This is a genomic window from Mucilaginibacter gotjawali, assembly GCF_002355435.1.
GTDB lineage: Bacteria > Bacteroidota > Bacteroidia > Sphingobacteriales > Sphingobacteriaceae > Mucilaginibacter > Mucilaginibacter gotjawali.
Genome location: NZ_AP017313.1, coordinates 3,404,149 through 3,430,637 on the forward strand (window position 1 = coordinate 3,404,149; position 26,489 = coordinate 3,430,637).

A 26,489-nucleotide genomic window follows, 5' to 3' on the forward strand; every position below is an offset into this window, starting at 1 on the left:
CAGCAGCTTCGTAGATATGTTTTTCCGCAGCATCGCAGCTGATAAAAATATTTATTCCCTTAATGTTGCGCCCCTCCCCCCTTCGGCTTTCTGAAACTCTTCTTTAATAAAGCGCAACAGGGTATCCCGTACAGCCTTTACATCTTTAGGGCCCTTATTTTCGTTTTTTTTAAACAGATCGAACATAGTTAGTGCTTATGGTTTCAATAATCTATTGATTGACGGTCCCGGTAGTATCAGCAGCGGGCGGTTCGGGCGTTGTTGTGTCTTCAGGTCGATCGCTCTGCCCGCTGTCTTCCCGGCTAACAGGAACAATACTTTTAATATAACCCTTTTTTAATAAAAATGGTATTACATGCTGCCCGGCCAGCCTTACCGCGTCTGATGACCCCCGGGTAGATTCGATACGAATGCACACAACGATATTACCATTAGCCTTGGCCATCGGGGCAAAAAATACATACCAGCCATCGTTAATGCTTTGTTTTTTCCAGATTCTTTCGGGTGTACCCGTTTTACCGGCTACACTGATACCCAAAATGGGCGCCTTGGGTGCGCTTTGTTCTATCATATACCCGGTGATCAGTCTGGCATACTTCGGGTTGTTAGCGAGCTTTATACCGGCTTTTACAGCAGTTAACGAAGCACTTACTTTTAATACAAACCTGTTAGCTACCAGGTTCCCGTTATTGGCAACGCCAGAAACCAGCCTTGCCACTGCGGCCGGCGTAGCTATTAATGCGCCCTGCCCCCACGCCATCCCCGATATCCCCATTGACCGTGAACGGCGAATGTTATTCGGGTCGTATTTGGGTTTGGTGTGAAATTCGGTATTTCGCCACAAGGTGCGCCATTTTTCCTCCTGATCGGCATTTTCAGACGGCTTATTATAAAAATAACCGCCCACTCCGTGCAAAAACATCCCGGTTTTTAAATACAGGTCGGCCATATTTTCTTCCAGGTGTTGCTGGTTGGCCAGTTTTATAAAATATACGTTGTTCGATTTCGCTACGGCCCGTTCAAGCGTTATTTCGCCGGTTTCGTCGGGTTCAAGGCCTTTGGTACGGATACGCTCAGCTTCATTTACATGATAAGTTACTTTCGCAGCGTCAAGCCCAAGTTTGTTAAAGGCTGCCATGGTGGTTAACACCTTGGCGGTTGAACCCGGCTGTGTGGCATAAGTAAAGCCAAGGTCGGTAGTGGTCACCCACTGAGCCAATTTATTTTGCTCGGGGACGGGCATATTCAACAGGTCCCAATTATGCACTGGCGGTAAAGGGTATACTGCCGAAGCCAGCACATCACCGGTAGCCGGCTCCATAATCACCACAGAGATCCTTTTGTAATTAAAAGAGGTATCCACGGCGATAGATCGTTGAATACTGGTTTGCAGATCAGCATCAACCGTTAACTGTACATCGCGGTTTCGCTTTTTAAAGGCATCTACCTCTTCGCTGTTAATACCGGCGGCCAGCAAAGGCGCCAATGCGCTGTAATCCTTTTTACTAACAGCCATCTCTTTTACCCCTCTTGGCAAAAAACGATCTTCTCTAAAAAAACTGGCGTGTACATTATAGTTTGAAACAGGCATTTTAAACCCGCGTAATTCGGCAGCTTCTCCGTACTCAGCGAAGTAGCCGTTGGTGCTGCCGTTAAACACATCGGTATTGGCATCGCCCACCCAAAAAAACATCTGTTCTTCAAAAGGGTAAAAGCGTGTTAGCCGCTTATGCATCGCCGAATCAAGGCCATAATTTCCTACTCCCGCCGCGCTAAGCGCTTTTTGCTGTTTATTAATAAGCTCCGGGTTGCTGGTGGCAAGAATCAGTCCGTTACGATCATAAAGGGTACCTGCCTGTAGTTTATTCATTAAAATACCAATGCGCGGATTGTAGCTAAACATGCGGGCGCCACTCCTGTCTGCCACCAAAGCCGGCTTAACCAACCATTGGCGGTTATTAAAAAAGTAGCGTGAAATATTAATGGTTAGCAGGATCATTCCAATACAGGCAGCAAGCAGTGCCGGTACAAGGTTACGGTCCTGCTGCCTGGTAATATAGCTCATTTGTAAAGGTGTGCCTCTAACTTTTGAGGCTGACAATAAGAAGCCTGCTGCTATAAAATTGGCCACCAGGGATGATCCGCCGTAACTTTGAAAAGGCAATGCCACGCCCGATAAGGGTAAAGCCCCGGTAGACCCACCGGCAATCAATATAAACTGGATAAACGTGCAAACCCCTATGCCGGCACATAAATAAAACAAGAAAGGCGTACCTGTTTGCCTCCCGATAATAATAGACCGGTGGAGGTATATCAAAAATAATAAAAATATAGCGATGATTCCCGCCCACCCAAACTCTTCGCCCATGGATGGCAATATCATATCGGTATGTGCTTCGGGAATAGTTTTAGCAAAACCTTCTCCAATCCCCTGTCCGGCCGCGCCTCCGCTTGCCATAGCCCAAAGCCCGTTAGCCACCTGGTCGCCGCCGTAAACCTCGTTGTTCCAGGCGTCCTGCCAAATAGCCTTTCGTTCAACAAGGCGTTCAACCGGGCCCGGTATCAGCTTATCCAGATGCGGGATTTTGTCAATGGTTAAAAAGCCAGCAATAACAATCAACGCCATAATAGCCGACTCGCTGAGCTGTTTGCGTTTGTAAAAGAAAACAAACAACAGCATGGCAAGGGTTAAACCAGCCGATAACCATACGTTTTTAAAGATCCAGGTAACGATCACGTAAAATACTACGGATATTGCCATGAACATAAAATCGCCCCGTGAAAAGGAAAAAAGAATGATAAAGGTAAAACAGATGATGATTGCGGGCCCCATATCGCCCAACATCAAAAACAGTAATAGCGTAATGCCTATAGCAATCAATGCAAATGAAAAAAAGGACCATCTTTTACGCCAGCTTGCATATTCGCTGATAAACTTTTCATTTACCGCGAAAAATCCCGCGAGGAAAATAATCACCAAATATTTAACTATTTCGCTGGGCTGGAAGCCAAACAGGTTAACTTTTACACCACTCCCTTCAGGCCCGGCACCGAAACGTATAGTAAGAACCAGCAAAACAATGGCGGCAGCTATCCATGGCCAGCCATTAGCCGCTTTATGGTTATTCTTAAACACAAGCATCCTGTAAAACACAGAATCGGCATTAAAACGGCGTATGCTAACAGAAAGCATTAGCAGCATGGCGACAAAGCCTAACGCGAGGTAAACGACTGTATCGCGGGCAAAAAAACGATCGCGCAGAGGGTCCTGCAGGCTAAAAAGGGTTAAAAACGACAAGCCAGTAAGCACCATTACCAATGGCAGTATCAGTTGGTCGCTTTCAGAAAACTTCCATGCCAAAATAAGGTGAGTAATTAAAAACCCCGCAAAAAAGCCGGCAACAATTGTCCAGTACCATAAATTAAATTCAGCCGGTGTACGGATGATGAACGATTTTTCTTTTTCAGGATGTTATAATCACGGGCGGATAACAACCGGATGGTGTGCGGCGACTGGTAAAAATTAAACGTTTCATCGCCGTCCAGGTTTTCAGTTCCCTGCGTTTTCCCAAATTGAAAGCCGGGTTGCAAGGGCAAAACCTCAAATGCTTTATTTGCAGGCAGGTTTTTAAAAGCGTATTCGCCGTTTCCATCCGTACGCGAAAAGGCTATTATGGATTGCAGATGCTTTTGGCCCTTATCATCCAAAACGTAAACCAATTTATAAGCTGATGTTTGCTTGGCTTGTGTTTTAATCAGCCCGGCTTCCTCATCGTTGTAAATACTGTCCTGCGGCAATATCATTTGCAGCCTTACCAAAACACCGCTCACCGGTAGCTTTTTGTTGAATATTTTACCTGAAATGGTGCTGCCATCCAAACCAGCATCGGTTGTTGCCGGCAATGCAGGAGGATTACTTTTTTCCTGGATAAAACGTACAGAATCATCGCCTGTGTACCCCAATAAAGAACGGGAAACTGTTACTCTTTGTTTAAAGGATTCGCCGCCTTCTTCAAAAGCCTGGTCGGCGTTGATATTAAACCGCTGTTTATTAAGCTCTCCAATATTGTCAAATTTAAGCCCGCTTTTTAAGCTGCCGGCAATGGTATTTTCAATCAGGTTAATATCATTCTGATCTTCAAAATAATAACCTTTTTTCAGCAAGGCACCTAAGTTTTGAGCAAGGTGAGGCGCGTTCAGGTTGATCATCGTACCATCCTTAAGCCGCTGGTTTACATCGGTAAAATTTTTTTGTTCAACATAAAAAAGACGGATAAAAAGCAGCAAAAGAATAATGCCTGTAAGTATTAAAAACAAACGCTCTTTTTTTCGTGAAATAGGTGTGGTTGTGTCCTGTTTCATTATCCTATTTCTTTTTATTTAACGGGATCGAATCAACTCTGAAAGCCGCTGGCGAAAGTTTTCCACTTATATATTTTTTATCAGGAAATGTATATGTGCTTTCAACTTGTACAGGGCAATTAATAAACCTTGTATTTTTCAAATCAAGTGCATTATTAAACGAAGTAATGCCTACCTGAAAATTGACCAATGACATACTATCCAGCAAAACGTTTTTACATTTTGCAGAAAGCTGAAACGCCGGGCCCTTGTATCCTGAATCACTTTGTAAAACAATTTTACCTTTCGCTTTAATAGTTAAACTATCCTTATTGATTTGGATAGCGCCACTGATGAGCAAGGGCGCTGTAAAGGATGTATCTGATAGTATTAAAACAGGTCCTTTTGCCTGGTCGATGACCCGCTGCAACTTTATTTCCTGCTTATTTTTTTGCCTTTTAACGGCGACAGTTGATTGCATAGGCAGAGAAGGCGGGTTATCCTTATTTTTTATGTATTCATAAGCGGATACGGCAAAGAAAAAAAGCATCAAGACAAATAACAGGGTTACCATGCCAGTTTTGTTTTTTGTTTTCAGCAGCTTTTGCGCTGGCAAGGGATCATCCCCTGTTAGGGGATTGATTTTTTCGTTCGCACTTTTATTCCCGTTTGCTACGGGTTTCGCCGTTTCAAACTGGACTTTTTGTTTGTTATTATGAACCAATACAACTGTTATATTATCAGCCCCGCCGTTTTGGTTTGCAGCATCGACCAATTGATGACATTTTTCTTTTAATGATCCATCCGAAGATACAATTGCGTTTATCGCCATGCTGTTAACCATATCTGTTAATCCATCGCTGCATAGCAAAAGCATATCTCCTGTAAGGAACGGCGACTGACCGGTTTCAACATATTCTTTATCGTCGCCTAAATGTTTATCGAGGCCTAACGCTTTATTGATCTCGTTGCGTTTTGGGTGCTTCATGGCCTCCTCTTCAGTTAACCGCCCCGAATCTTCTAAAAACCCGACGAACGATTGGTCGTGAGTGATTTTAACCAGTGATTTATCACGCACCAGGTAAAGCCTGGTGTCGCCTACATGGGCAAAGTAAAATTGATTGTTTTGAATATCAACAAGAGCCAGTGAGCATACGCAAGCCATATGCGCATGCTCTTTGGAATTTTGTTTTTCGAATAATATTTTTTGATTGGCCTGGTTAAAACAATCCAGCATTATAGGGATGATCTCTCCTGACGGTTTTTCCAGCCTTTTCAGAATAATATCACGGGCAAGGGCGGCAGCAACCTCGCCTCCTGCATATCCTCCTACGCCGTCAATTACGCACGCTATTATGAATTGATTATCCGCAGTAATCTCTGCGATATAAGTATCTTCATTGTTCTTTCGTTGCTTGCCCGGATCGGTTAATCCGAAAAATTGTTCAGTCATTCGGTTTACGTGAATTTTTTATATCAAAAAAATGAGTTGCCAGTAATGCCACACAAATAACCAATATACCTAAGGATAATAACTGAGACATTTTTTATGATTTGAAGATATTTACCCCAACTATTCCATTTAACAAAATTTTTGAATTCACAGGAAGCTCCACCCAAGATGGCGAGTTCACATCACTTTTAGCCACCGTGTGTTCATTTAAAATTGTTAATTCCCCAAAGGAGGCCAAATAAAATTTGCCATCTGATTTATTGTACCTGATCTGCAAATGGGGTGTATTTACCCACTCAGAGGGGATTTTGAAAATATTTGTTTCTTCCCGCGCTTCTTCATCACCTGAAATAATTATTTCATCATCCGTCATCATATATTCAACTTTTTTACCAGCAAACTGCTTATCAGGAAGAATAGTTTCAAACCTTGCGAATTTTTTTTTGTCTTTGCTCACCCGGTTGTCTCCTTTATCTTCCTGCTCTTCAACATATGGAAGTTCGTAATAACCTTCACTGTAATAATTAAAACCATTCAATATCTCCTGGCTTACATCAAATGTTTGCGCAATACCTGTTTGCCGTGGAATAAAGGTCACTCTTAAATTCTCTTCCTTTTTAGTGCTCCCGGGTAATAGTTTGCCGATAAAGCCGATGTCGCCGCGCGCGTAATCCGGATGTGAAACTAATCTGAACACCCATTTTGAACTTGATGGTTCCACCACCTTGCCTGCCATCCGGTATTGCTTCAACAACTCATAAAACTTTTTTATGGTTTCATTTATGATAATGCCGAAGATACCCTGCTTATTATGCATAAACTCGGCGTAGTCTTCCGCATTAAAGCTGATGATATATTCGTGGTAAAAAACGATTCTGTCTCCGAATGACAGCGTTCTGATGGAATCATTGAATTTTTCAATAACATAGTTATAAACATCATCCGGTGTAAGTGTGAGCTGCTTTTTTGCTTTACTATGGTTGTTATTGCCGGTTAAAAACCAATCCTGAATGCCTAATCTTTGCCATATGGTACTTTTTGCCTCCATTGATCTTTAGTTATTTTGTTTATTTGAAGTATCGGTGGCTGCGCTATCGGGATTACTTTCCCTGCGCATCTGTGCATCCCTGATCGCATTCAGGGTTGTTGAATCAACAAGCTTTTGTTTTTCCCTGTGCTTCCTGGTGTAATATTCGTTGGCCACTTGTTCAGAATCGATAGTTTTTGGTGTATCCACAACAGTTTTGGTAACAGGATTGGCAGGTACTGCCGATTTAGAAAATAACGAATAGCCCGCTAAACCCATAAAAACGAACAGTAAAACCATAAAGCCATAAAACACCGGTTTTGATAAATTTATCATTCCGGTATCTGGGGGCGGTGTATAACTGGCTGCAGATACCGGCGGAGCTACTTCTCCAATTGCTGCCTGATTAACTTTGGAATTATTCCCCTTGCCTGTTTTAATATCGGCAATGCTATTTTCAATAATTGCCTCCTGTAACTGCATTCCATTTTTATACCGCTTCTCGGGTGATTTTTCAAGGCAATCTGCTATTAAATCAAGTAACCATGCAGGCACCTGCATTTCCCGCTCTTTTTGGGTAGCCGTCCAGTTTTCTGGAAGATGTTGCCTGCGCAGCTCAAGCAAGTCGGGCACCGCCAACTCCATATGCGCTATCATTACCGTGTTCCTGGCGGTTTCACCATTATCTTTTAAGGGAAAAGGTACCTGGCCAGCAAGCAATTCGTACAAAATTACCCCATAGCTATACACATCGGTTTGAAACAGCATTTTACCCTCGTTCTGTTCAGGAGCCATAAATTCTATAGCGCCTGCGTGCCGCATACTGCTTCTGCGTTGCTCATCAGACATCGCCGACAGACCGAAATCAAGCAAAACGTAATTCCCTGAATGGATATTAAACTTAACATTATTGCTTTTAATGTCACCATGTTTTACGCCCACCTTATGGCAATGGGACAGGGCATTTGCAAGTTGATCGGCTACTTTTATCGTTTCTTTTATAGTAAAAATAGCTTCATGAGGCGGTTTGAGTAACTCTTCAAGGTCCGGCCCCTCGATAAACTCCATTTCTATAAATGGGAATGAGCCGCTTTCAGTAATACCCGAATTTAGTATTTTAACCACATTGGGATTAGGCACCTCATTTACCTTTTTCAGTTTATCTACCTCGTTCACAAAGTTGCGGTAGTTTTTATCGTCGGTACTTTCGGTGTGAATAGGCGTTGGTAACAATTTAACAGCGCTAATGATAGGGCCAATTCGCCTTCCTTTATAAACTGACCCTTGTCCCCCGGTGCGCAACGCACCCATATTTTCCAGACCTTCAGCAATTGTAAATACTTTACTCATTCTTTGTTTTAAGCTTTTTCCAGTTCAAATACCACTGTTAGTTAACGTCAATAAATGTATTATGTTTATACCAATTATGATAAAGTTTTGCTTTAAATAACACATTTTCGACTTACAATAACTAAAAAGTCAATCTAACGCACAATTTACCACAATACAACCGCATACCTTAACAATATAAATATATAAATGCCGGGTTAACGGGCGGGGTAGCTTTATATTTTATTTTAAGTTGTATATTTCTATTTTAATAGTTTAGTTTGCTGATATTTATAGCCAACCCTTATTTACGTGAAAATAATTTTATTATCAGGCAGCATTTATGCTATCCCCTCCCTGCATTTTTTAGCCGGGCAAAATATGATTGAAGCTGTTGTTTCGGTTGGAGACGTCAATAAATATAATATGCAGTTGGAGCAAACCTCAAAGCATATAAATATTCCTTTTGTAAGGTTAAATAAAGATCAGCTCCTTACAGATTTTAAAACATTGTTGCTTGAAACCAGTCCTGATTTAGTTTTGGTATTTGGGCTGGGCTGCAAGGTTCCATCCGAATTATTTACCATTCCCAAAAAAGGTTTTTATAACGTACATTTTAGCCTGTTGCCAGCGTACCGCGGCCATAGTCCGGTTTTCTGGCAACTTAAAAACGGCGAAACAACAGGTGGAGTAACGATACATAAGATCAATGAAAAGTTTGATGATGGCCCTATTTTGGCTCAAAAAACGGTAACAATATTTCCCGGCGACAGCTACGGTATTTTTTCAGCCCGTTTGGGTATAGAAAGCACCATGCTGATAGGCAATGCTATGATGGAGCTAAATACGCAGGGTGAGGTATTTTTGACCGAACAAGATAAGGAAAAGATAACTTATGCCCCTGCTCCGTCGCTGGGTGACCTGAAGATCCACTGGGAGACTCAAACAGCGAAAGAAATTGAATGCCTTGTAAATGCCGGCAATCCCGATTACGGAGGCGCCGTTGCCTTATTGCGGGGCCAGCCAATTCATATACTTGAAGTGAATATGGCACTGCTAAACAATCCTAACCCGGGGGGGTAGCCCCGGGCACCATTGTTCATTCGGACCCGAACTACGGCGTATTTGTCGCATGTAAGAACTCAGAATATTTAAGGCTTAATGTTCTGCAGTCCCATGAAGGCATACTGTCTGGGTTTAAACTGGCCGGCATGGGTGTTATGCCGGGTGAAAAGTTTGACACCGTGCCTGAAACTGCAGATTTTACAACAATTTAGGCGTATTTGCCCCGCTACCAAAACGATAGCTTAAAGTCACCTCGTGCGTCGGAATATTTATACCACCAAGGTCCTGCGATGCGGTATTAAACTGGTAACTATAGCCAATATGGAAATTATCAACATTGATGGTTATAATACCTGCCGCCTGTTTGGTAGTACGGTAGTCTACACCTATCCCCAATTGTTCTTTCAGTATGATCGTACCGGAAATATCAGCCGTTAGCGGGACACCTTTTGTGTAAGCAACAAGCGCGGCGGGTTTAAATTTTATGTCTTCATCAAGATCTGTGAGCAATCCACCCGCAAAATAGTAGTGGTTGTCAAAGTTAATACTGCTTTGTTGAGAAGCAGTACCTAAACTGGTTATGGTTAGTTCAGGCACAGATATCCCTATATAATAAGTATCGCTGTAATACATCACGCCGAAACCAATGTTGGGTTTAATTGCCCTTAAGTTATTCCGGAATTGCGGATCGTTTGGATCTAGTTGCGAATAATTGGCCACATAATCTCTGACACCTGCATTTAGCGATACCGCCAGGAAATCATTTTGTCCCAATTGTATGCCTTTGGCAAAATAAGCGTTGGCTTCCGTTTGGTTTTCGATCGCGAACTGGTCGTTCAATACGATCAACCCTGCGGACGCATTGATGTCCTCAAATGGCAGGTTCAAATTTGCCAAAAAGGTGGTTGGAGCCCCCGGAATCCCTATCCACTGTTTTCTTGCCAATGTACTCACGGAGCCCGCTTTGTCAAGCAACGAATAGGCAGGATTTAAAGGAGTCAGGTTATCCATATATTGGGTGTAAGTTAACCCCTGTTGCTGGGCCAAGGCATTGTTAATGCCTGTCAGTAACAATATAAATAACGCCAATAAGTTTAACCGTTTTGTATGTTTTTCCTTCATATAGCATCTGTTAACCTACCGGTAAGTGAAATAGGTCTATGTTTTCGGTATTTTCCGGAAATTTATAAACTATTTTACGAAAAACATAAAAATAATAAGGTGTTGGTTAAAGATTGTTATAAAAAAAAACAACCTTTAACCTAACAATGATACTTATTCGGGATATATGATACCTGGTGGTTATCAATACTTCAGCACAATAAATCCAGTTTTGTGTTGGGTTACGCCATTGGCGGTAACGTCAAGTGAATAGAAGTAAGTTCCCGGTAATTGCAGAGCGCCGTTTTTATTGGAGTGACCATCAAATACCTTTGTACTGTTGTCATACCCTTTCGCCTCGTATACCAGCTGCCCGCTCCTGTTCATGATCTGTAATTTATTATCAGGGTATTGCGTAATTCCGTCTATCAGTAAAAAGTCGTTGATGCCGTCCCCGTTTGGCGATAGGCCCTGGTGCACGGCTATCTCCGCTCCCATCATTTGCGGATGATCCGTTGGATTGCTTACGCTTATCGGCTGATAAACAGTATTCAGCGATCCCGCTGCCCGCGTTACATCTACTGTATATATTTTGGTTAGTATACCATCTTTGCCGGTTACTGCTATATTGATCGCATTTTCGCCTACTGACAGATCAACATTCCCCGATGCCGTTCCGGAGGCTACCGGTGTTCCGTTCACGGTTACCGTTGCCTGTGAACCGGCAGTGACTGGTGTTACTGTAATGGATGAAACTGCATTATCAACCGATGCTGTATAGCCTGTTGTGGCGGGCGAAAATACAGGTGATAGGGTTCCACTGCTTAATGCCAGGCTTTTAAGGTTTGCAATGGTTGGCCGGATCACATTTACCGTGTACGTCCTGGTGGTACCATCCGCCGCTGTTACAAGCGTTGTTATAATATTGGAACCATAAGCTAAAGTGATGGGCCCTGATGCTGTTCCGGAGGGTACTATCACCCCGTTTACCGTAACGGTATTCGTCGCATCAGCTAATATAGGGGTTTCGGCCGTGGATGTTACGCCAGTGCCAACCGTAGCGGTATAGCTCGTTGTTGTCCGTGAAAATACCGGGGTCACTTTGGTATGGCTCAATAGTATGTTAATCACGTCCAGATCCGCCTGCCGGTTTACAGTTAACGTATAGGTTTTGGTCGTCCCGTCAAGGGCTTTTACCAGGATGGTAACCGCATTGGCACCGATAGTTAACGGAATTGCCGGCGATGCTGATCCTGATGCGACCTGCGTGCCGTTAACCCTGATCGTATCTGATAAATCTGCAACCGTTGGTGTTATAACAATGGAGGACGTTCCCAGGCCAACCGTAGTGCTATATGCAGTAGTTGCCGGTGAAAACGATGGAATCAGCCCGCTATGGTCGGTTTTCAGGCTTATCAGGTTTACGTTTGCTTTCCGGATGACAACTACTGTATATGTTTTTGTTGTTGTTCCGTCCTGTGCCTTCACCGTCGTTGTTATGGTATCCCTGCCCACCTTTAACGCAATAGGTGTGGATGCCGATCCGGAGGTTACCAATGTGCCGTTTACCTTTACAGTAGCCCCCGGATCGGTAGTTGTTGGCATTAGCGTGATAGATGAAAACGAATTCCCTACCGTAACGCGGTAGTTCGTTGTTGCCGGTGAAAATACTGGTGCCAGGGTACCTGCACTCATTTGTATATTCGAAAGACTTGCATCGGTGGATGCTGTATCCCGGGTTATTGCCACGGAGTAAATGTTTTTACTTACACCATCCTGCGCGAACACCTGAATGAAAACAGTATTGACGCCGGGCGCCAATGGCACAGGTATTGATGTGCCTCCACTAGGTACTATGCCGCCGTATGTCTTTATCGTTTCGTTGGCAAGATCAGCAGTTATGGTTAACGTTACGCTGGAAACTGAATTTGGCACCTCTTCAGCGTAGCTGAAGATTGAAGGACTAAATGATGGCGAAAAAGCACCGTAGCTTATAGCAAGGTTACTTAATTTGTCATCGGTAGAGACTGAACTTGATACTGTAATATTTATTGTCGCCGAGGCACTGCCGCTACTATTTGATGCAGTTACTTTATAATCTGTTGCTGCACTTGTTACTGTAGGCGTGCCACTAATGATACCAGTACTGTTGTCAAAACTTAAACCAGCCGGTAACGATGGACTTATATAATAGCCACCAACGGGTTTTATCTCTTTAAGAGCACCATTGTCAATTACGAAAAGGTCGCCGGTTGCATCTAAAACCAAACCTCCGGGTGCAAAAAAACCTGATCCAATCTGAATTGGTGTATTACTACCGGCAGGAATTTCAGAAACCCTCGCTCCATTCGCCTCCGAGAAAAATATATTCCCTGTGGGGTCGACGGTTATCTGCGACAAATCGGCTGTGCTATATTGAGTGAAGCCGGAAGCTATGGTAGTTACTGTACCGGTACCAGCAGCAATTTTTTTTATGGAAGCATCGCCGTCATTACAAACATAAAGATTGCCCGCTGCATCCACTGCCACGTCCGTCATATAGGAAAGACCGGAACCAATATTCACATTGCCCCCGCCGCCGGCCGGCACTTCTATTATTGATGTAATGCCGGCACTATACGTTGAAACATAAAGATTACCCGCGGCATCAACAGCCACTCCCGTTGGGCTGCCACTAAAGGATTGAACCGTACTTACTGTACCGCCGGGCGTGATTTTATATAAATACCCGCCATCCAGGGCGTACACATTCCCCGAGGCATCAATAGTAATGTCCTCCGGGCGCGAAAGGAATGAGATCAGCGTTACCGGATTTGTTCCGGTTGGCGTCAATTTAACAAGTTTGCGATTGCTGCTATTGCTGTAATCAAACGTATAAATATTGCCCGATGCATCAAATACAAAGGCATTACTATAACCTGTGCCCGAAAAAACTGATATCGGTATACTGCTATAACCGGGGGCGGATACACTGCCACCGTTGTTTGCAGGAGAGAGGGATGGGGCTGCCGTATTTAGCACAAAGTTCTGCGGGCCGTTGTAACTTATGGACGGCGCCTGGGCAAATAATTTTCCAGGTAAAGCGCTGGTCAATAACGCGAATAAAAAAAGACCCGGCCCCATAAGCGTAAAGCAGATTTTTGAAAAGCAGGGGAAGTGTTTTCATGATGTTGACGAATGATCTTTTTCATTTTACGGAATATTTCAATAGCTTTTTTTTAAAACGTTGTCTGTTTTTTTTCGAATCTTTAGCCAACTTAGAGATACCTACAGGCATAAAAAACTATTTAAAATTAAGGCAAGTTTGTAAAGTAATTTTTCAAATGAATGCAAGTGCCTGTTTTTTGATGATGAAGTGGTATTATTGGGCGATAGAAGGAAAATTAAATATATTTGAGTGCTAAATTATATACGCGGGATGCAGCATGATATTTCGGTTTTGGTTATCGAGGATGAGGAAACCTGGATGCAAAAAATAACTTATGACCTTAACCACTTTGGTTATAAAGTGGTGGGTAAAGTCAGTAACCTGGATGAAGCTTTACCTGCAATCACTGCCAATAATTTTGATATTGCGTTATTGGATATTAATTTACATGGCAAAAATAGTGGAATTGAATTAGGTAAAATGATTAGCCACGCCTTAAAAAAACCGTTTATTTTTATCACCAGCTCGGTCCATGATGGTATTATCGAAGAAACCGCTGCCGCCCGACCATCTGCCTTTTTAACAAAGCCATACAGCCCGGCCTCATTGTTTATAAGCATCCAAAGTGCACTCTATCATTTTTCAGGCGGACAAATAGCCATTGCCTCCAAAACACAGGCTGCGTCTCTCAATAGTTTTTTTGTTAAACTGGGTAATAAATATGTCAGGATCGATTGGCTAAACGTGGTGTGCCTGCGATCTGACGTAAATCACACGCATATTATAACCAACAAGGGCGACGCTTACTTAATCAGAAGCTCGCTGCAAAGAACTTTACAACATATCATCCCTGAAAGCTTAAGAAACGACTTCATTCAAATTAACCGTGCCGAAGTTTTGCATACGAGGTATATTGAGAAGATTGTAGGTGACGAAGCGGTAACGGCCAATCAATCATTTAATATTACTGATACCTATATTAAGAGTTTAAAACGACAGCTTAATATTGTTTCATAACGGAAGTTCAACAAAAAAGACAGCGCCTTTTTCCGGTTCACTTTGCACCCAAATTTTCCCGCCATGAGCTTCAACAATTTGTCTGCAAATGGAAAGCCCAAGCCCGAATGACTTTTCGCCGGCGGTGCCCACGCGCCTTGTACCCCCCAGGGTATTAAATATTTCATCTTGCATTTCAGGCGGAATACCAATCCCATTATCTTTTACCGAAATCAATATTGTTTTTACCCTTAGCTCAAGCTCAATATAAATTGCCTGGCCTGCCTTGCTAAATTTTATCGCATTCCCAATCAGGTTGTTTACCATCCTGGCTGTCCGCTCCTTATCTATAAGTATGGGTAACGGTTTTTGCAACGCTGTAAAATGCAATCGTTGCCCTTTTTTTTCCGCTATTAACTGCATCAGGGCGGCACAATGTTTAAGTATTTCGTTAATATCTGTCCATTCTTTATCCAGTTGAATACGTTCCCCGGCAAGGTCAAACTCAACCAGAGAGTTGATAAGACCTAACGAATTTATCAACGTTTTTTCCACAAGGTTTAAATTTTGTTTTTCATAGTCCTCAGGTAAATCTTCGTTGATTACCGTATTGACAAGGGTCGCTGCCCCTCCTATCGGGTCACGAAGGTCATGCGCAACAACCCGCAGTATCCGCGCCTTATCTTTATTGCTTTTTTCGAGTTCAACCATCGCAAACTCAATTTTCTCTTTTTGTTCACCCACTTCTCGGTTTAACAATGTAAGTGTCCTGATATTTCTTTTCCCTTTGCGGTAGTAGTAATAAATAAGAGCAACAATAGTGACTGCCATTATAGAAATGACAATGGTTATCCAAAGGTATAAATGGCTTAACTGGTTATCTTTTTGTAGTACAACGTAATTTATCTGCTGCCTTTTGGCCTCAAGCTCCTTATTGAAATCAGACTGATTAATTGCCAATTTCAACCGATCAATGGAGTCTTTTAATGACACGTAGCTTTTATAATAAATCAATTCCTCCCTGGGCAAATTATTGTTGTTATCATATTCTGCCATTAACTTCCGCCATCCCAGCTCAACCTCACTATTTTGGATGGTATCCAGTCCCTTCCTCAAATCGGCCAATACCGCCTTCATTTTTGGATATTCCTTTTTCTTATTATACAGATCGGCGAGGTATAGTTGCGACTGTTGAGCATTCTTAATTTCATTTTTATAGGAAATAGCATTTATAGCTATATTTTCCCTGAAAAAAATCTCTGCGCTATCCAGCTTATTCTCCTTAACAAATATCTGCGCTATATTACTGAGCACCACACCCCGGGATACTGATCTGGAAATTTTATCCTGTAGCGGATCGGGGCTAAACTTACCGGATTCAATGATATAAAGCGCCCTTCGATAATAAACAAGTGCACTGTCAATGTTGCCCTGGTTAATAAAACTTTCGCCGATATTATCCAACAATTCCTGTTTTACAGCAACTTTATTTGCTATATTGAGATTAACGGAACAACTATCCAATATGCCAAGTGCCTGTTTAAAATAGTTTTTTGCTCCTTCGTACTTTTGCTGCCTGAACAGTATCAGCCCGATGTTATTATAAAGTTTCACACCTATGCCGCATTTATTATCCGGTTTATCGGCCAGTTCCTTTATTTTTAAATAACCTTCAATAGCCTGCGGATAGTCACCGGTTTTAAAAAAAACATTCGCTTTTTTTATATGAGCAGCAAAATAATACCGGGCCCATGAACTATCGCTCAAGTTTTCCTTATCAATTATAGCAATAGCAGAATCGGTGTAAAGCAATGATTTTTTTGGAACATTAGTGAGGTCGTAGTAATTTGAATAAGCCATAAAATGGCCTGCCTCAAGAAAATGTGATTTATTTTTTTGAGCATAATACATCGAGTCGGCGTAATGCAGCATTTTGGGCCTGTCAATCACCGACATTCTATCAGTCAGCGCCAGCAAATCGATTTCCTTATTAATTTTTGTATGTGTTCCGGAATTTTTACATGCCAGAAAAAAAAAACAAAAAAAGAGTCTTATAAGATTTCCAAGGAATGTATTACGATAGAAAGATAAATTCACACAACTAAAATAGATATTTTTTTAATACCTGATTTAGAATTATATATTAAATAATAGCGCAAAACATCACTATTAGAAGTTAATCTATAAAAAAGGGACTGGTTATGATTTAACCAATCCCTAAACTTTGAATTCCTTTTTTATTATCAATACTTCAGCACAATAAATCCAGTTTTGTGTTGGGTTACGCCATTGGCGGTAACGTCAAGTGAATAGAAGTAAGTTCCCGGTAATTGCAGAGCGCCGTTTTTATTGGAGTGACCATCAAATACCTTTGTACTGTTGTCATATCCTTTGGCCTCGTATACCAGCTGCCCGCTCCTGTTCATGATCTGTAATTTATTATCGGGGTATTGCGTAATCCCGTCTATCAGTAAAAAGTCGTTGATACCGTCCCCGTTTGGCGACAGGCCCTGGTGCACGGCTATCTCCGCTCCCATCATTTGCGGATGATCCGTTGGATTGCTTACGCTTATCGGCTGATAAACAGTATTCAGCGATCCCGCTGCCCGCGTTACATCTACTGTATATATTTTGGTTAGTATACCATCTTTGCCGGTTACTGCTATATTGATCGCATTTTCGCCTACTGACAGATCAACATTCCCCGATGCCGTTCCGGAGGCTACCGGTGTTCCGTTCACGGTTACCGTTGCCTGTGAACCGGCAGTGACTGGTGTTACTGTAATGGATGAAACTGCATTATCAACCGATGCTGTATAGCCTGTTGTGGCGGGCGAAAATACAGGTGATAGGGTTCCACTGCTTAATGCCAGGCTTTTAAGGTTTGCAATGGTTGGCCGGATCACATTTACCGTGTACGTCCTGGTGGTACCATCCGCCGCTGTTACAAGCGTTGTTATAATATTGGAACCATAAGCTAAAGTGATGGGCCCTGATGCTGTTCCGGAGGGTACTATCACCCCGTTTACCGTAACGGTATTCGTCGCATCAGCTAATATAGGGGTTTCGGCCGTGGATGTTACGCCAGTGCCAACCGTAGCGGTATAGCTCGTTGTTGTCCGTGAAAATACCGGGGTCACTTTGGTATGGCTCAATAGTATGTTAATCACGTCCAGATCCGCCTGCCGGTTTACAGTTAACGTATAGGTTTTGGTCGTCCCGTCAAGGGCTTTTACCAGGATGGTAACCGCATTGGCACCGATAGTTAACGGAATTGCCGGCGATGCTGATCCTGATGCGACCTGCGTGCCGTTAACCCTGATCGTATCTGATAAATCTGCAACCGTTGGTGTTATAACAATGGAGGACGTTCCCAGGCCAACCGTAGTGCTATATGCAGTAGTTGCCGGTGAAAACGATGGAATCAGCCCGCTATGGTCGGTTTTCAGGCTTATCAGGTTTACGTTTGCTTTCCGGATGACAACTACTGTATATGTTTTTGTTGTTGTTCCGTCCTGTGCCTTCACCGTCGTTGTTATGGTATCCCTGCCCACCTTTAACGCAATAGGCGGTGATGCCGATCCTGAGGTTACTGCCGTGCCGTTCACCTTTACGGTTGCTCCCGGATCTGTTGTTGTTGGCATTAGCGTGATGGAAGCAAACGAATTCCCAACCGCAACACGGTAGCTCGTTGTTGCCGGTGAAAATACCGGAGCCAGGGTCCCCGCACTCATTTGTATATTCGAAAGGCTGGCATCAACTGCCGCCGGGCTCCTGTTAACCGTTACCGCATATATATTTTGGGTTACCCCATCCTGTGCAGTTACCGTTACATTAATTGTATTGGCGCCAACTGACAGCGATTGAGCGCCGGATGCATTGCCGCTTATAACATTGCCGCCAATATCGATAGTTGAATTAATATCCTCTGCTGTGGGCGTTAAGGTTACACTGTTTACAGTATAGGGCACATTTACAGAATAGCTGAGGGTACCTGTCGCAAAGGAAGGACTGAGGGTGCCACTGCTTATCGTCAGATTGGTTAGATTGTCATCATTGGATAATACATTAAACGTACCCGATGCGCCCGATGCGGGGGCGGTATTACCCGCCAAATCTGACGCCGTACCTAACGCTATCGAAATACCAAGCGTTCCGGCACCACTGATACTGGAAATAGTTACCGTATAACTCGTACCTGATCCGCTAACCCCTACTGTGCCGGTTGCGGTTCCGGTTGAATTTAACGTTATAGCTGAGGTGGAAAGCGTGCCGGCATTAAAATTCGCATCTGCATAAGTAACAGTATAGCTAACAGTGCCTGAGCCTCCCGCACCTATCTGGCTCACCGAAGGCGCACTGATCGCAATGGTTGGTGAAGTTATGTCATATTCTATATCATCACCTGCGGCAACATCGGTGTAATTACCTGAGTTTCCCGCTAAATCAGTAACTGTAAGGCTAAATGGTATTCTGCCTTCACTGTCGCCACTGGTCATCGTATAGCTGGCTGTATAGTTATTTCCGCCTGTATTGCTTGCTGTTACTATATGTCCCGCTATAGATACTGCCGGAGTTTGTATGGCTTCATTCGCGCCAAAGGCAAGCGTCACAATATCGCCGTTTTTCGCAAAGGCAATATTTGCGTTTCCTGATGAAAAGATGAGGCTTGTTAAGGTTGGCGCGGTATTATCGATCGAATAGGTATCGCCGCTTGTAAAACCTGCTGAAATGGTATTACCTACCAAATCCGCAATACCTGTACCGCTGCCGTTCAAATCTAAGCGCAAACTGCCGGTGCCGCTTACGCCGTTTACTGTTACCGTATAAACACTGCTACTAACAGGAGTTACTACTATTCCGGTAGTACTTACGCCGCTGGTTGTTGCCGTAAAATCGCTCCCGTCAACCCCGGTTACAGCTTTGGAAAAAGTTACCGTATAACCAACACTGGTTGCGTTGGTTGGGCTTGTCCCTGTGGCTGCAATAGAACTTACTACCGGCGCAGTTTGATCTATCGAATAGGAATCACCGCTTGTAAAACCTCCCGTAATAGCGTTGCCTGCCACATCCGCAATACCTGTGCCGCTGCTTTTCAAATCTAAGCGCAAACTGCCGGTGCCGCTAACACCATTTACCGTTACCGTATAAACGCTGCTGCTAACAGGGGTTACTACTATTCCGGTGGTACTTACGCCGCTGGTTGTTGTCGTAAAATCGCTGCCATCAACACCGGTAACAGCTTCAGCAAAAGTTACCGTATAGCCAACACTGGTTCCGTTGGTTGGGCTTGTCCCCGTGGCCGTAATGGAACTTACTGTCGGCGCGGTTTGATCTATCGTATAGGTACCTCCGCTTGTAAAACCTCCCGAAATGGCGTTACCCACCAAATCTGCAATACCCGTACCGCTGCTCTTCAAATCTAAGCGCAAACTGCCGGTGCCGCTTACACCATTTACCGTTACCGTATAAACACTGCTGCTAACAGGGGTTACCACTATCCCGGTGGTACTTACGCCGCTGGTTGTTGCCGTAAAATCACTGCCGTCAACCCCGGTTACTGCTTCAGCAAAAGTTACCGTATAACCAACACTGGTTCCGTTGGTTGGGCTTGTCCCCGTGGCCGTAATGGAACTTACTGTCGGCGCGGTTTGATCTATCGTATAGGTACCTCCGCTTGTAAAACCTCCCGAAATGGCGTTACCCACCAAATCTGCAATACCCGTACCGCTGCTCTTCAAATCTAAGCGCAAACTGCCGGTGCCGCTTACACCATTTACCGTTACCGTATAAACACTGCTGCTAACAGGGGTTACCACTATCCCGGTGGTACTTACGCCGCTGGTTGTTGCCGTAAAATCACTGCCGTCAACCCCGGTTACTGCTTCAGCAAAAGTTACCGTATAACCAACACTGGTGGCGTTGGTTGGGCTTGTACCCGTGGCCGTAATGGAACTTACCGTTGGCGCGGTTTTATCTATTGCGTAAGTATCGCCCGTAAACGACACGTTGCTAACTGACGGACTTACACCCGAAGAGCTGCTCATTTTCAAAACAACAGAGCCATCCCCGCTGCCTGTATTTACATTTACCGTCCAGCTTGTGCCCGATCCGCTGACGCTGCTAACAGATGCGCCCGACACACCACTTGTTGTTAATGAAAAATCACTTGTTGACAAGCCAGTTACTGCTGCGGCAAACGTAGCTGTATAAGCCACGCTTGATGCGTTGGTTGGGCTACTTCCTGTTTTGGTAAGTGAAGTTATAGTGGTTGATGGTAACACCGGAGATGCGGTTGTTATGTTTGTAATTGACAATCCATTTCCGGCAACATTATCGGTACTAACCCTGATCTCATCTATATTATTATAAAAACTACCAAAATTTGAAGAACTCAAATTGATAACAGCCTGTGTTCCCTGAACCGGAACTGCAGTTACCACGTTTGATCCGGTAACAAATACCCCCCTTTATACGCACTAAGCGTTATATTTTGGGCATTGGAAACGTTAGCTGTTTGTATTGTAATCCCTGTTAATTGAAATGCCGCTCCCGAAGTACTTTTCAATTGACCATAGGTTACCGTGGCAGGGGATGTTCTTGAAAAAGTGAGCAAATGGGTACTGGTAACAAGGATTCTTGGCCCGGCTGTACCTCCGCCCCCGGTGGTGTTGTCAACCGCTGTAAAACCAATACCATCACAATCCGTCGGGCTGGTGAATGTGTAGCTGACGGAGCTTGATGATGTACTGGAATTAGCAATATAAGACGAGGAAACGCAGGAAAAAGTAACACTGGCGCCAACTGCAGGGTCAGAAAAAATCACCGGCTTTTTTTCCGCAATTTTTTTATTCTTTGTCGTTCCTTTATCCCTGGTAAATGTTTTCACATTGGTAGTAAACCCTGTGCATAAAAACAGGACCATTAATATACCGGCAAAGCCAAAAAAACCACCGAATTTTCGCCCGTTCGCGTAAACTGAAGAAAATTTTTGATTTAATTCCGAGCGGTTAACTAATGTAGGTTTTGGTAAAAAATTTTTCATATGTTAATTTTTTTTTCAGGTTATGGGATAATTTGAAATAACAATGATTTAAATAAAAGAACTGACTGAACTGTCGTACAATAAAATCGATTTGTTTCTTTTAAAATCTGGCGCCTTTTTAGATATTGGTTTTTTTAATTTTAGCTTAATGAGACAAGGTTAGGTACTGTAACATTGTAAAGTTACTCAAAGATATAGTATTATTTTTGAATAAAATATACATTTTTTTACACACATAGATAAGGATTTTCCCAACCTGAAGTATTCTGATATGCGGCGTTCAACACATCAGGCTCCTGCCAGCTGATACCAGGATCGGAATCAATAATTTCATTTTTTATCAAACCTGCTTTATGATCGTAAAATGATTTTCGGATATAAACCGGCTGATCGGCATTAACCGGCATTGTAGATACATTAATTTTGCCCCTGGGGCCCTCTGCATCGGCTTTTCCCAGTTGCTTTGCCATACGTTCACCCGAATAGTTGTCATTCTCAAATCCTTTCAGCGCTTCACATACAATTAATCCCGTTTCAAAAGCCAGCATACTGTAAACATTAGGCTGCCTCGAATACGCTTGTTCATAAGCATCCACAAATGATCTGTTTGCCGGATTCTCGAGTAAACATGACCAGGTGGCGGCACTGTAAATGCTTTGAGCATCGCGGTCGCTAATTTCAAGGCATTCATCAATCATAAACGGATTTACGCTGACGGGAATACCGCTTAGCAAACTTGTTTTTTTGTAATAATCAAGGAATTGTGTCCCTTCCCTGCCTGATAGCAGTACATGAGCGTGCCCCGGTGCATGTTTCATCAGCGCGTTGATAAGCGGAAATGTATCAGCTTCGCCGCTCATGTTTTTTGTAATATCCATTTTCAGGAACGGCGCCCCTGATATCGATGCGCCTAGCCTATAACACTCATGCATATTGTAGCCCGATTCATAAATAGACATACTGAGCGCCGGAAATCCGCCGAACCGCTTTTGCGACCATTTGCCCATTGCCCATTCGCTTTTCCAAAGATCAAGGCTGTTATAAAAAAGGTATGGAGACCTGAATGAATGGGTTGGTACATATCCGCCAAGATTATTCAGTATGACCGGTACTTTATATTTTTCATAAATTTCGTGGGCGTTCAAAATTACTTTCGTGCCTACCACGCCAATAATAAGGTCAACTTCATCAAAATTTATTAATTTGTTCAACGATTGTTCTACTATCTTAAAATCACCCAAATTAATAAATTCGGCAACTGTATCGATTTCAAGTGACGGCAGTGCTTTTTTTACGGCTAATTCAAAACCCTGCCTGAAATCATTTTTTAACCGTGGAAATACCCCGAATATGGATACAAAAAACCTATCCGCAATTTACGCATGTGTTATATATAAAAATGCAGTAATCACTGATGTTAAAAGTGATTACTGCAATGAAACAAATTAAAGTTTTAAAATGCCCGATAAATTAATTACGGCTGGGGAAAATACCATAGATACAAATGATATAATTCACAACCAAATACGGGTTTTGAATATTTAATGGTATAGAATTCCCTGTCAGAGAGTTAGTTACGGTACCACCGGATGGTGTAAATCCAGTTAAGGCAACAGTCGGATTTGCGTCTGTAACATAGCCATTAATAGCCTCAACATTTGTTGGGTCCCAGGTAGCGCCAAGGGTATTTGCACCGCTGGTTCCGGGTACGCTTTGGGTGGCCTGCATAGTCGAAGCCTTAACACCTCCGCCCGAACCTGTAAAAGTTGCCGTATGGGTATGTGACGGCATATTGCTTATTAAAATAGTTGTATTTTCAGTTCCGGCAACTTCACCAATGGTGTTGACACTAACGCCGGGTGCGCCGCCGGGGTTATAGCCTAGCGGCAACCGGCCCCTGAAATCGGGCAATTGAAATGTTGATGTGCCGTTGCCGCCAAAAGTTGTGCCGATAAGCGAAAACAGTGCTGCATTGGAACTAATAGCCAAAATTTGTGCCTGGCAATTTGCATAATTACGTGGCGCCCAGTTAAGCGGCCATAAATAAATAGTACTGATAAATGATTCCATAATAAAGCTTAAGTAAAGTTTAAAATTATTGGTTAGTTGTATTTATAAAATATTATTGTGATTTAAACTGAATACCCTGAGGCTTCTACCGGGGACGATTTGATTATTGTTTTCTGATAAACTACATCCATGATTAATTCAAGAATCTTGTGTTTCCGGAGGTCTTCATAACTTAGGTTTTCCAAATTTTTAAGAAAGTTATGTATTCTATAACAAATTATAATAATTATTACACCAATTAGGTTATTCTATATACCAACTGCATTTTTAGACATACAACCTGTAATATGCCCATTAAATAATTTGTATTTACCATGGTCGTCATTATTAAAATCAGACACGTAAAAGTTATTGAAATCGGAAACACTGATAATCATTAATAGCACTTAATTAGCCCAATGAAAAACCTGAAGTAAACTACGGATCAAATAAAACCTTTCAGTTAATGGGGTTAAAGTAATTACCTTTACAATGAGAAGACGTAGTCTCGAAACATTTTCTAATTTTTCCTATATTCACATTTCATTTAATCACTGCTAATTAAAAAAACGTTATAAAATATTTACTCGCGGAGTGATAAGCCAATTTGACATTTTTGAACATGAACCAGCTTGAAATTGACATTATTACTAACTTCGTTTTATCCACAGGGATTGACGTAGTCAGGCGCCCTATAATTATGGATACCTTTTTGCCTGGTTTGTTGTTAGAAAATGGGGAGATCATCATTGATGCTGATAAATTATTGTACCCGGGCGGCATACTTCATGAGGCAGGGCACTTTGCCGGCTATGAGCCGGATGTACGCGAAACGACAGAAGACCTTTTACCCGGGCACATGGCTTTCGGCGTAAAATAATGGCGCTGGCGTGGTCATACGTCGCCTGTTTATATATTGAATTAAACCCATCTGTCGTTTTCGCGGGGAAGGGCATAAAGGCAAATCGGATAGCATTTTGGAGGATTTTGCAGTAAGAAGATATACTGGAGTGCCGATGTTGCAATACCCCGGCCTGGTCTATAATAAAAAAGCTGAAGAATTGAACACCCAACCCTATCCCAATGTGAACGCCGGCTTAAGAAAATATAAACTATATTGAATGATTCGTTATGCAAAATTGTTATTGCCTTTTGATCTAAAGGCCATGCAAACTGAAATCCTCGGAACGGGCAGTGAATGGCAGCCCCATATTAATAAGTATCATTATAGCGGATCATGGACAGTAATTTCCCTTCGCTCGCCGGGCGGCAGTTACAAAAACATCATACCGGATCTTCTAGGCGAAAATGACTTCATGGATACTATTTATATGGATCAATTTCCGTCCGTTAAAAAACTTCTTCAAAAACTGAATTGCCCGGTTATGTCCGCGCGATTTTTAAATTTGCAGGCAGGCGCAATTATCAAACAGCATACTGATAATGAATTAGCTTTCGAAAAAGGAGAAGCCCGTCTGCATTTTCCTGTTTTTACTAATCCCGGGGTAGAATTTTACAGCGAGGAAGAGCGTATTTATTTACAGGAAGGCGAATGTTGGTATTTAAATGCCAATTTGCCTCACCGGGTAGCAAATAAGGGCAATACAGACAGAATACACCTTGTAGTTGATTGTAAAGTGAACAATTGGCTAAAGGATCTGATAGTCTCATCCGGGCAAGCCGCATTTAAACCAGAAGGTGAAGTAAATAAGAACGACCTGCTGAATATGATCAGAAACCTGAGAGACCACCATTCGGAGACATCAGACAAACTTGCGGATAAACTGGAGCAACAGCTTAAACAAGCAACTATGGATCATAACGTTATTTAAGGTACTAGCGCAAATATGGAAAATATTGCACTGGAGTGGTGGATACCCTATAAACTGATCGGACAGGAAAACCAGTTATTGTGTTACTGGTTAAATACTTATGGCCAGGCATTTACCGAACCATTTTTTGAAGAAACTATCCTAAAATGCCGGGTTAAGGATCGCAAACAAATAGCGCATCCAGCAGTGAGCGATCCGGAAATGATGATGGAGTGGGCCAAAAACCTAAAATATATTCAACCATCCGCTGTCATCTTTCACATATCAAGGTGTGGATCAACGCTTGTTTCGCAAATGCTGGCAACTTCTGATGAAAACATTGTTTTAGCCGAGGTGCCCGTTTTTGACGACATTTTACGGCTTTCTTTTAAAGAGCCGGCCGTTGATGATGCGACAATAGGTAATTTATTGATAGCTGCACTAAAATTTCATGAACGAGGCGCCTATACCGGTAGTTTAAATGAAAAGCAAGAGAAGCGGGTATTTATTAAAACAGATAGCTGGCATTTGTTTTATTACAAACAGTTAAGACAGCTATTCCCATCTGTTCCTTTTATTTTGATGTACCGTACACCTGATGAAGTTTTCAGATCGCACCGAAAACAACCTGGCATGCAATCAGTTAAGGGTTTAATTGAACCGGAAATATTTGGCATTAATGCCCTTAATATGGAAGATATGAGCCCTGATATTTACCTTGCAAGTGTACTTGAAAACTACTTAAGCAGGTACAATGAAATTGTAGCAAAAGATAAACTATGCCTGCTTGTCAATTATAACGAAGGCCCGATGGCTATTTTACAAAAAATAGCTGCATTTTCAAAGATACAAATCAGCAAAAAGGATTGGCAATATATGCACGACCGAAGCCTGTATCATTCAAAAAAGCCAAATGAGCCTTTTAATGAAGAACAAGTAAAAAATACCCCCTCATGCCTCGCGAAAGCAATGGAATTATATCGCAAGTTAGAAGGAAAAAGGCTTTGCTGACGGCATTCTAAAAGCTGACATGGTTATTTGTTCATTCTGCCCCAACTGATCCTACAAAACATAATAATCCACACTCATGGAAATTCATCTGATATTAGATGAAAAAAATGATA

18 protein-coding genes are annotated in these 26,489 nt (G+C 42.6%); 5 read left to right on the top strand and 13 right to left on the bottom strand.

Translation table 11 applies throughout. The features are described 5' to 3' along the window. Nucleotides 1-51 precede the first annotated feature (51 nt). The 6 genes from MgSA37_RS29400 to MgSA37_RS15125 all read right to left on the bottom strand — a co-directional run bounded on the left by MgSA37_RS29400 (nt 52) and on the right by MgSA37_RS15125 (nt 8,171). Entirely contained in the window at nt 52-186 is a 135-nt protein-coding gene (locus MgSA37_RS29400) for a hypothetical protein (protein WP_262497444.1), read from the bottom strand. Between the two features lie 25 nt (nt 187-211). Then, nucleotides 212-3,361 (bottom strand): FtsW/RodA/SpoVE family cell cycle protein, encoded by a 3,150-nt coding sequence (locus MgSA37_RS15110; protein WP_197706000.1) that lies wholly within the window; start codon nt 3,359-3,361, stop codon nt 212-214. Nucleotides 3,362-3,375: 14 nt separating this feature from the next. Further along, entirely contained in the window at nt 3,376-4,362 is a 987-nt protein-coding gene (locus tag MgSA37_RS28840) for a hypothetical protein (protein ID WP_197706001.1), read from the bottom strand. A gap of 4 nt (nt 4,363-4,366) precedes the next feature. Then, on the bottom strand, nt 4,367-5,794 hold the full coding sequence (locus MgSA37_RS15115) for a PP2C family protein-serine/threonine phosphatase (RefSeq protein ID WP_096353050.1): 1,428 nt from the start codon (nt 5,792-5,794) through the stop codon (nt 4,367-4,369). A gap of 94 nt (nt 5,795-5,888) precedes the next feature. Then, a complete protein-coding gene (locus MgSA37_RS15120; RefSeq protein WP_096353052.1) occupies nt 5,889-6,842 on the bottom strand; it encodes a hypothetical protein in 954 nt (317 codons plus the stop codon). Between the two features lie 6 nt (nt 6,843-6,848). Then, nucleotides 6,849-8,171, bottom strand: a complete 1,323-nt coding sequence (locus MgSA37_RS15125; protein ID WP_096353054.1) for a serine/threonine-protein kinase — start codon at nt 8,169-8,171, stop codon at nt 6,849-6,851. 291 nt (nt 8,172-8,462) lie between these two features. On the opposite strand from MgSA37_RS15125, the gene MgSA37_RS15130 reads away from it, so the two are divergent. Beyond that, nucleotides 8,463-9,233 carry a methionyl-tRNA formyltransferase gene (locus MgSA37_RS15130; protein ID WP_096353055.1) on the top strand — a complete coding sequence of 257 codons (771 nt, stop codon included), beginning with the start codon at nt 8,463-8,465 and terminating at the stop codon, nt 9,231-9,233. Nucleotides 9,234-9,413: 180 nt separating this feature from the next. On the opposite strand, the gene MgSA37_RS15135 is transcribed toward MgSA37_RS15130, so the two are convergent. Both MgSA37_RS15135 and MgSA37_RS15140 read right to left on the bottom strand, forming a co-directional pair. Continuing rightward, a complete protein-coding gene (locus MgSA37_RS15135) occupies nt 9,414-10,337 on the bottom strand; it encodes a PorP/SprF family type IX secretion system membrane protein (protein WP_096353057.1) in 924 nt (307 codons plus the stop codon). Between the two features lie 183 nt (nt 10,338-10,520). Next, entirely contained in the window at nt 10,521-13,439 is a 2,919-nt protein-coding gene (locus MgSA37_RS15140) for a cadherin-like beta sandwich domain-containing protein (RefSeq protein ID WP_096353058.1), read from the bottom strand. Nucleotides 13,440-13,713: 274 nt separating this feature from the next. Between MgSA37_RS15140 and MgSA37_RS15150 the strand changes: the two genes are divergently transcribed. Then, the gene (locus MgSA37_RS15150; RefSeq protein ID WP_157750583.1) at nt 13,714-14,481 is read left to right on the top strand and encodes a LytR/AlgR family response regulator transcription factor; all 768 of its coding nucleotides are present in this window, start codon (nt 13,714-13,716) and stop codon (nt 14,479-14,481) included. On the opposite strand, the gene MgSA37_RS15155 is transcribed toward MgSA37_RS15150, so the two are convergent. From MgSA37_RS15155 to MgSA37_RS15175, 5 genes are all read right to left on the bottom strand, one after another. Next, nucleotides 14,476-16,437: a tetratricopeptide repeat-containing sensor histidine kinase gene (locus tag MgSA37_RS15155; protein WP_157750584.1), complete on the bottom strand. Its 1,962-nt coding sequence runs from the start codon at nt 16,435-16,437 to the stop codon at nt 14,476-14,478. The two genes, MgSA37_RS15150 and MgSA37_RS15155, sit on opposite strands and share 6 nt — an antisense overlap. A gap of 266 nt (nt 16,438-16,703) precedes the next feature. Continuing rightward, nucleotides 16,704-20,903, bottom strand: coding sequence for a cadherin-like beta sandwich domain-containing protein (locus tag MgSA37_RS15160; RefSeq protein WP_096353064.1), 4,200 nt, complete (start codon nt 20,901-20,903; stop codon nt 16,704-16,706). Next, on the bottom strand, nt 20,897-21,505 hold the full coding sequence (locus MgSA37_RS15165; RefSeq protein WP_096353066.1) for a hypothetical protein: 609 nt from the start codon (nt 21,503-21,505) through the stop codon (nt 20,897-20,899). Before MgSA37_RS15165 ends, MgSA37_RS15160 begins: the two co-directional genes overlap by 7 nt. Before the next feature lie 227 nt (nt 21,506-21,732). Then, nucleotides 21,733-22,716, bottom strand: a complete 984-nt coding sequence (locus MgSA37_RS15170; RefSeq protein WP_157750585.1) for an ABC transporter substrate-binding protein — start codon at nt 22,714-22,716, stop codon at nt 21,733-21,735. A gap of 259 nt (nt 22,717-22,975) precedes the next feature. Beyond that, complete coding sequence (locus MgSA37_RS15175) at nt 22,976-23,575, bottom strand: phage tail protein (RefSeq protein WP_096353068.1); 600 nt, start codon at nt 23,573-23,575, stop codon at nt 22,976-22,978. A gap of 601 nt (nt 23,576-24,176) precedes the next feature. Between MgSA37_RS15175 and MgSA37_RS15180 the strand changes: the two genes are divergently transcribed. The 3 genes from MgSA37_RS15180 to MgSA37_RS15190 all read left to right on the top strand — a co-directional run bounded on the left by MgSA37_RS15180 (nt 24,177) and on the right by MgSA37_RS15190 (nt 26,376). Then, a complete protein-coding gene (locus tag MgSA37_RS15180; protein WP_096353070.1) occupies nt 24,177-24,434 on the top strand; it encodes a hypothetical protein in 258 nt (85 codons plus the stop codon). Between the two features lie 286 nt (nt 24,435-24,720). Further along, nucleotides 24,721-25,386: an aspartyl/asparaginyl beta-hydroxylase domain-containing protein gene (locus tag MgSA37_RS15185; RefSeq protein ID WP_157750586.1), complete on the top strand. Its 666-nt coding sequence runs from the start codon at nt 24,721-24,723 to the stop codon at nt 25,384-25,386. Nucleotides 25,387-25,401: 15 nt separating this feature from the next. Beyond that, nucleotides 25,402-26,376 carry a sulfotransferase gene (locus tag MgSA37_RS15190; RefSeq protein ID WP_096353073.1) on the top strand — a complete coding sequence of 325 codons (975 nt, stop codon included), beginning with the start codon at nt 25,402-25,404 and terminating at the stop codon, nt 26,374-26,376. Nucleotides 26,377-26,489: the final 113 nt, after the last annotated feature.

Excerpts from the sequence above, each read along its gene's own strand:
- MgSA37_RS29400 (WP_262497444.1), bottom strand. The coding sequence starts at position 186 with ATGTTCGATCTGTTTAAAAAAAACGAAAATAAGGGCCCTAAAGATGTA.
- MgSA37_RS28840 (WP_197706001.1), bottom strand. The coding sequence starts at position 4,362 with ATGAAACAGGACACAACCACACCTATTTCACGAAAAAAAGAGCGTTTG.
- MgSA37_RS15115 (WP_096353050.1), bottom strand. The coding sequence starts at position 5,794 with ATGACTGAACAATTTTTCGGATTAACCGATCCGGGCAAGCAACGAAAG.
- MgSA37_RS15120 (WP_096353052.1), bottom strand. The coding sequence starts at position 6,842 with ATGGAGGCAAAAAGTACCATATGGCAAAGATTAGGCATTCAGGATTGG.
- MgSA37_RS15125 (WP_096353054.1), bottom strand. The coding sequence starts at position 8,171 with ATGAGTAAAGTATTTACAATTGCTGAAGGTCTGGAAAATATGGGTGCG.
- MgSA37_RS15135 (WP_096353057.1), bottom strand. The coding sequence starts at position 10,337 with ATGAAGGAAAAACATACAAAACGGTTAAACTTATTGGCGTTATTTATA.
- MgSA37_RS15140 (WP_096353058.1), bottom strand. The coding sequence starts at position 13,439 with ATGGGGCCGGGTCTTTTTTTATTCGCGTTATTGACCAGCGCTTTACCT.
- MgSA37_RS15165 (WP_096353066.1), bottom strand. The coding sequence starts at position 21,505 with ATGAAAAATTTTTTACCAAAACCTACATTAGTTAACCGCTCGGAATTA.
- MgSA37_RS15175 (WP_096353068.1), bottom strand. The coding sequence starts at position 23,575 with ATGGAATCATTTATCAGTACTATTTATTTATGGCCGCTTAACTGGGCG.
- MgSA37_RS15180 (WP_096353070.1), top strand. The coding sequence starts at position 24,177 with ATGAACCAGCTTGAAATTGACATTATTACTAACTTCGTTTTATCCACA.
- MgSA37_RS15185 (WP_157750586.1), top strand. The coding sequence starts at position 24,721 with ATGCAAACTGAAATCCTCGGAACGGGCAGTGAATGGCAGCCCCATATT.
- MgSA37_RS15190 (WP_096353073.1), top strand. The coding sequence starts at position 25,402 with ATGGAAAATATTGCACTGGAGTGGTGGATACCCTATAAACTGATCGGA.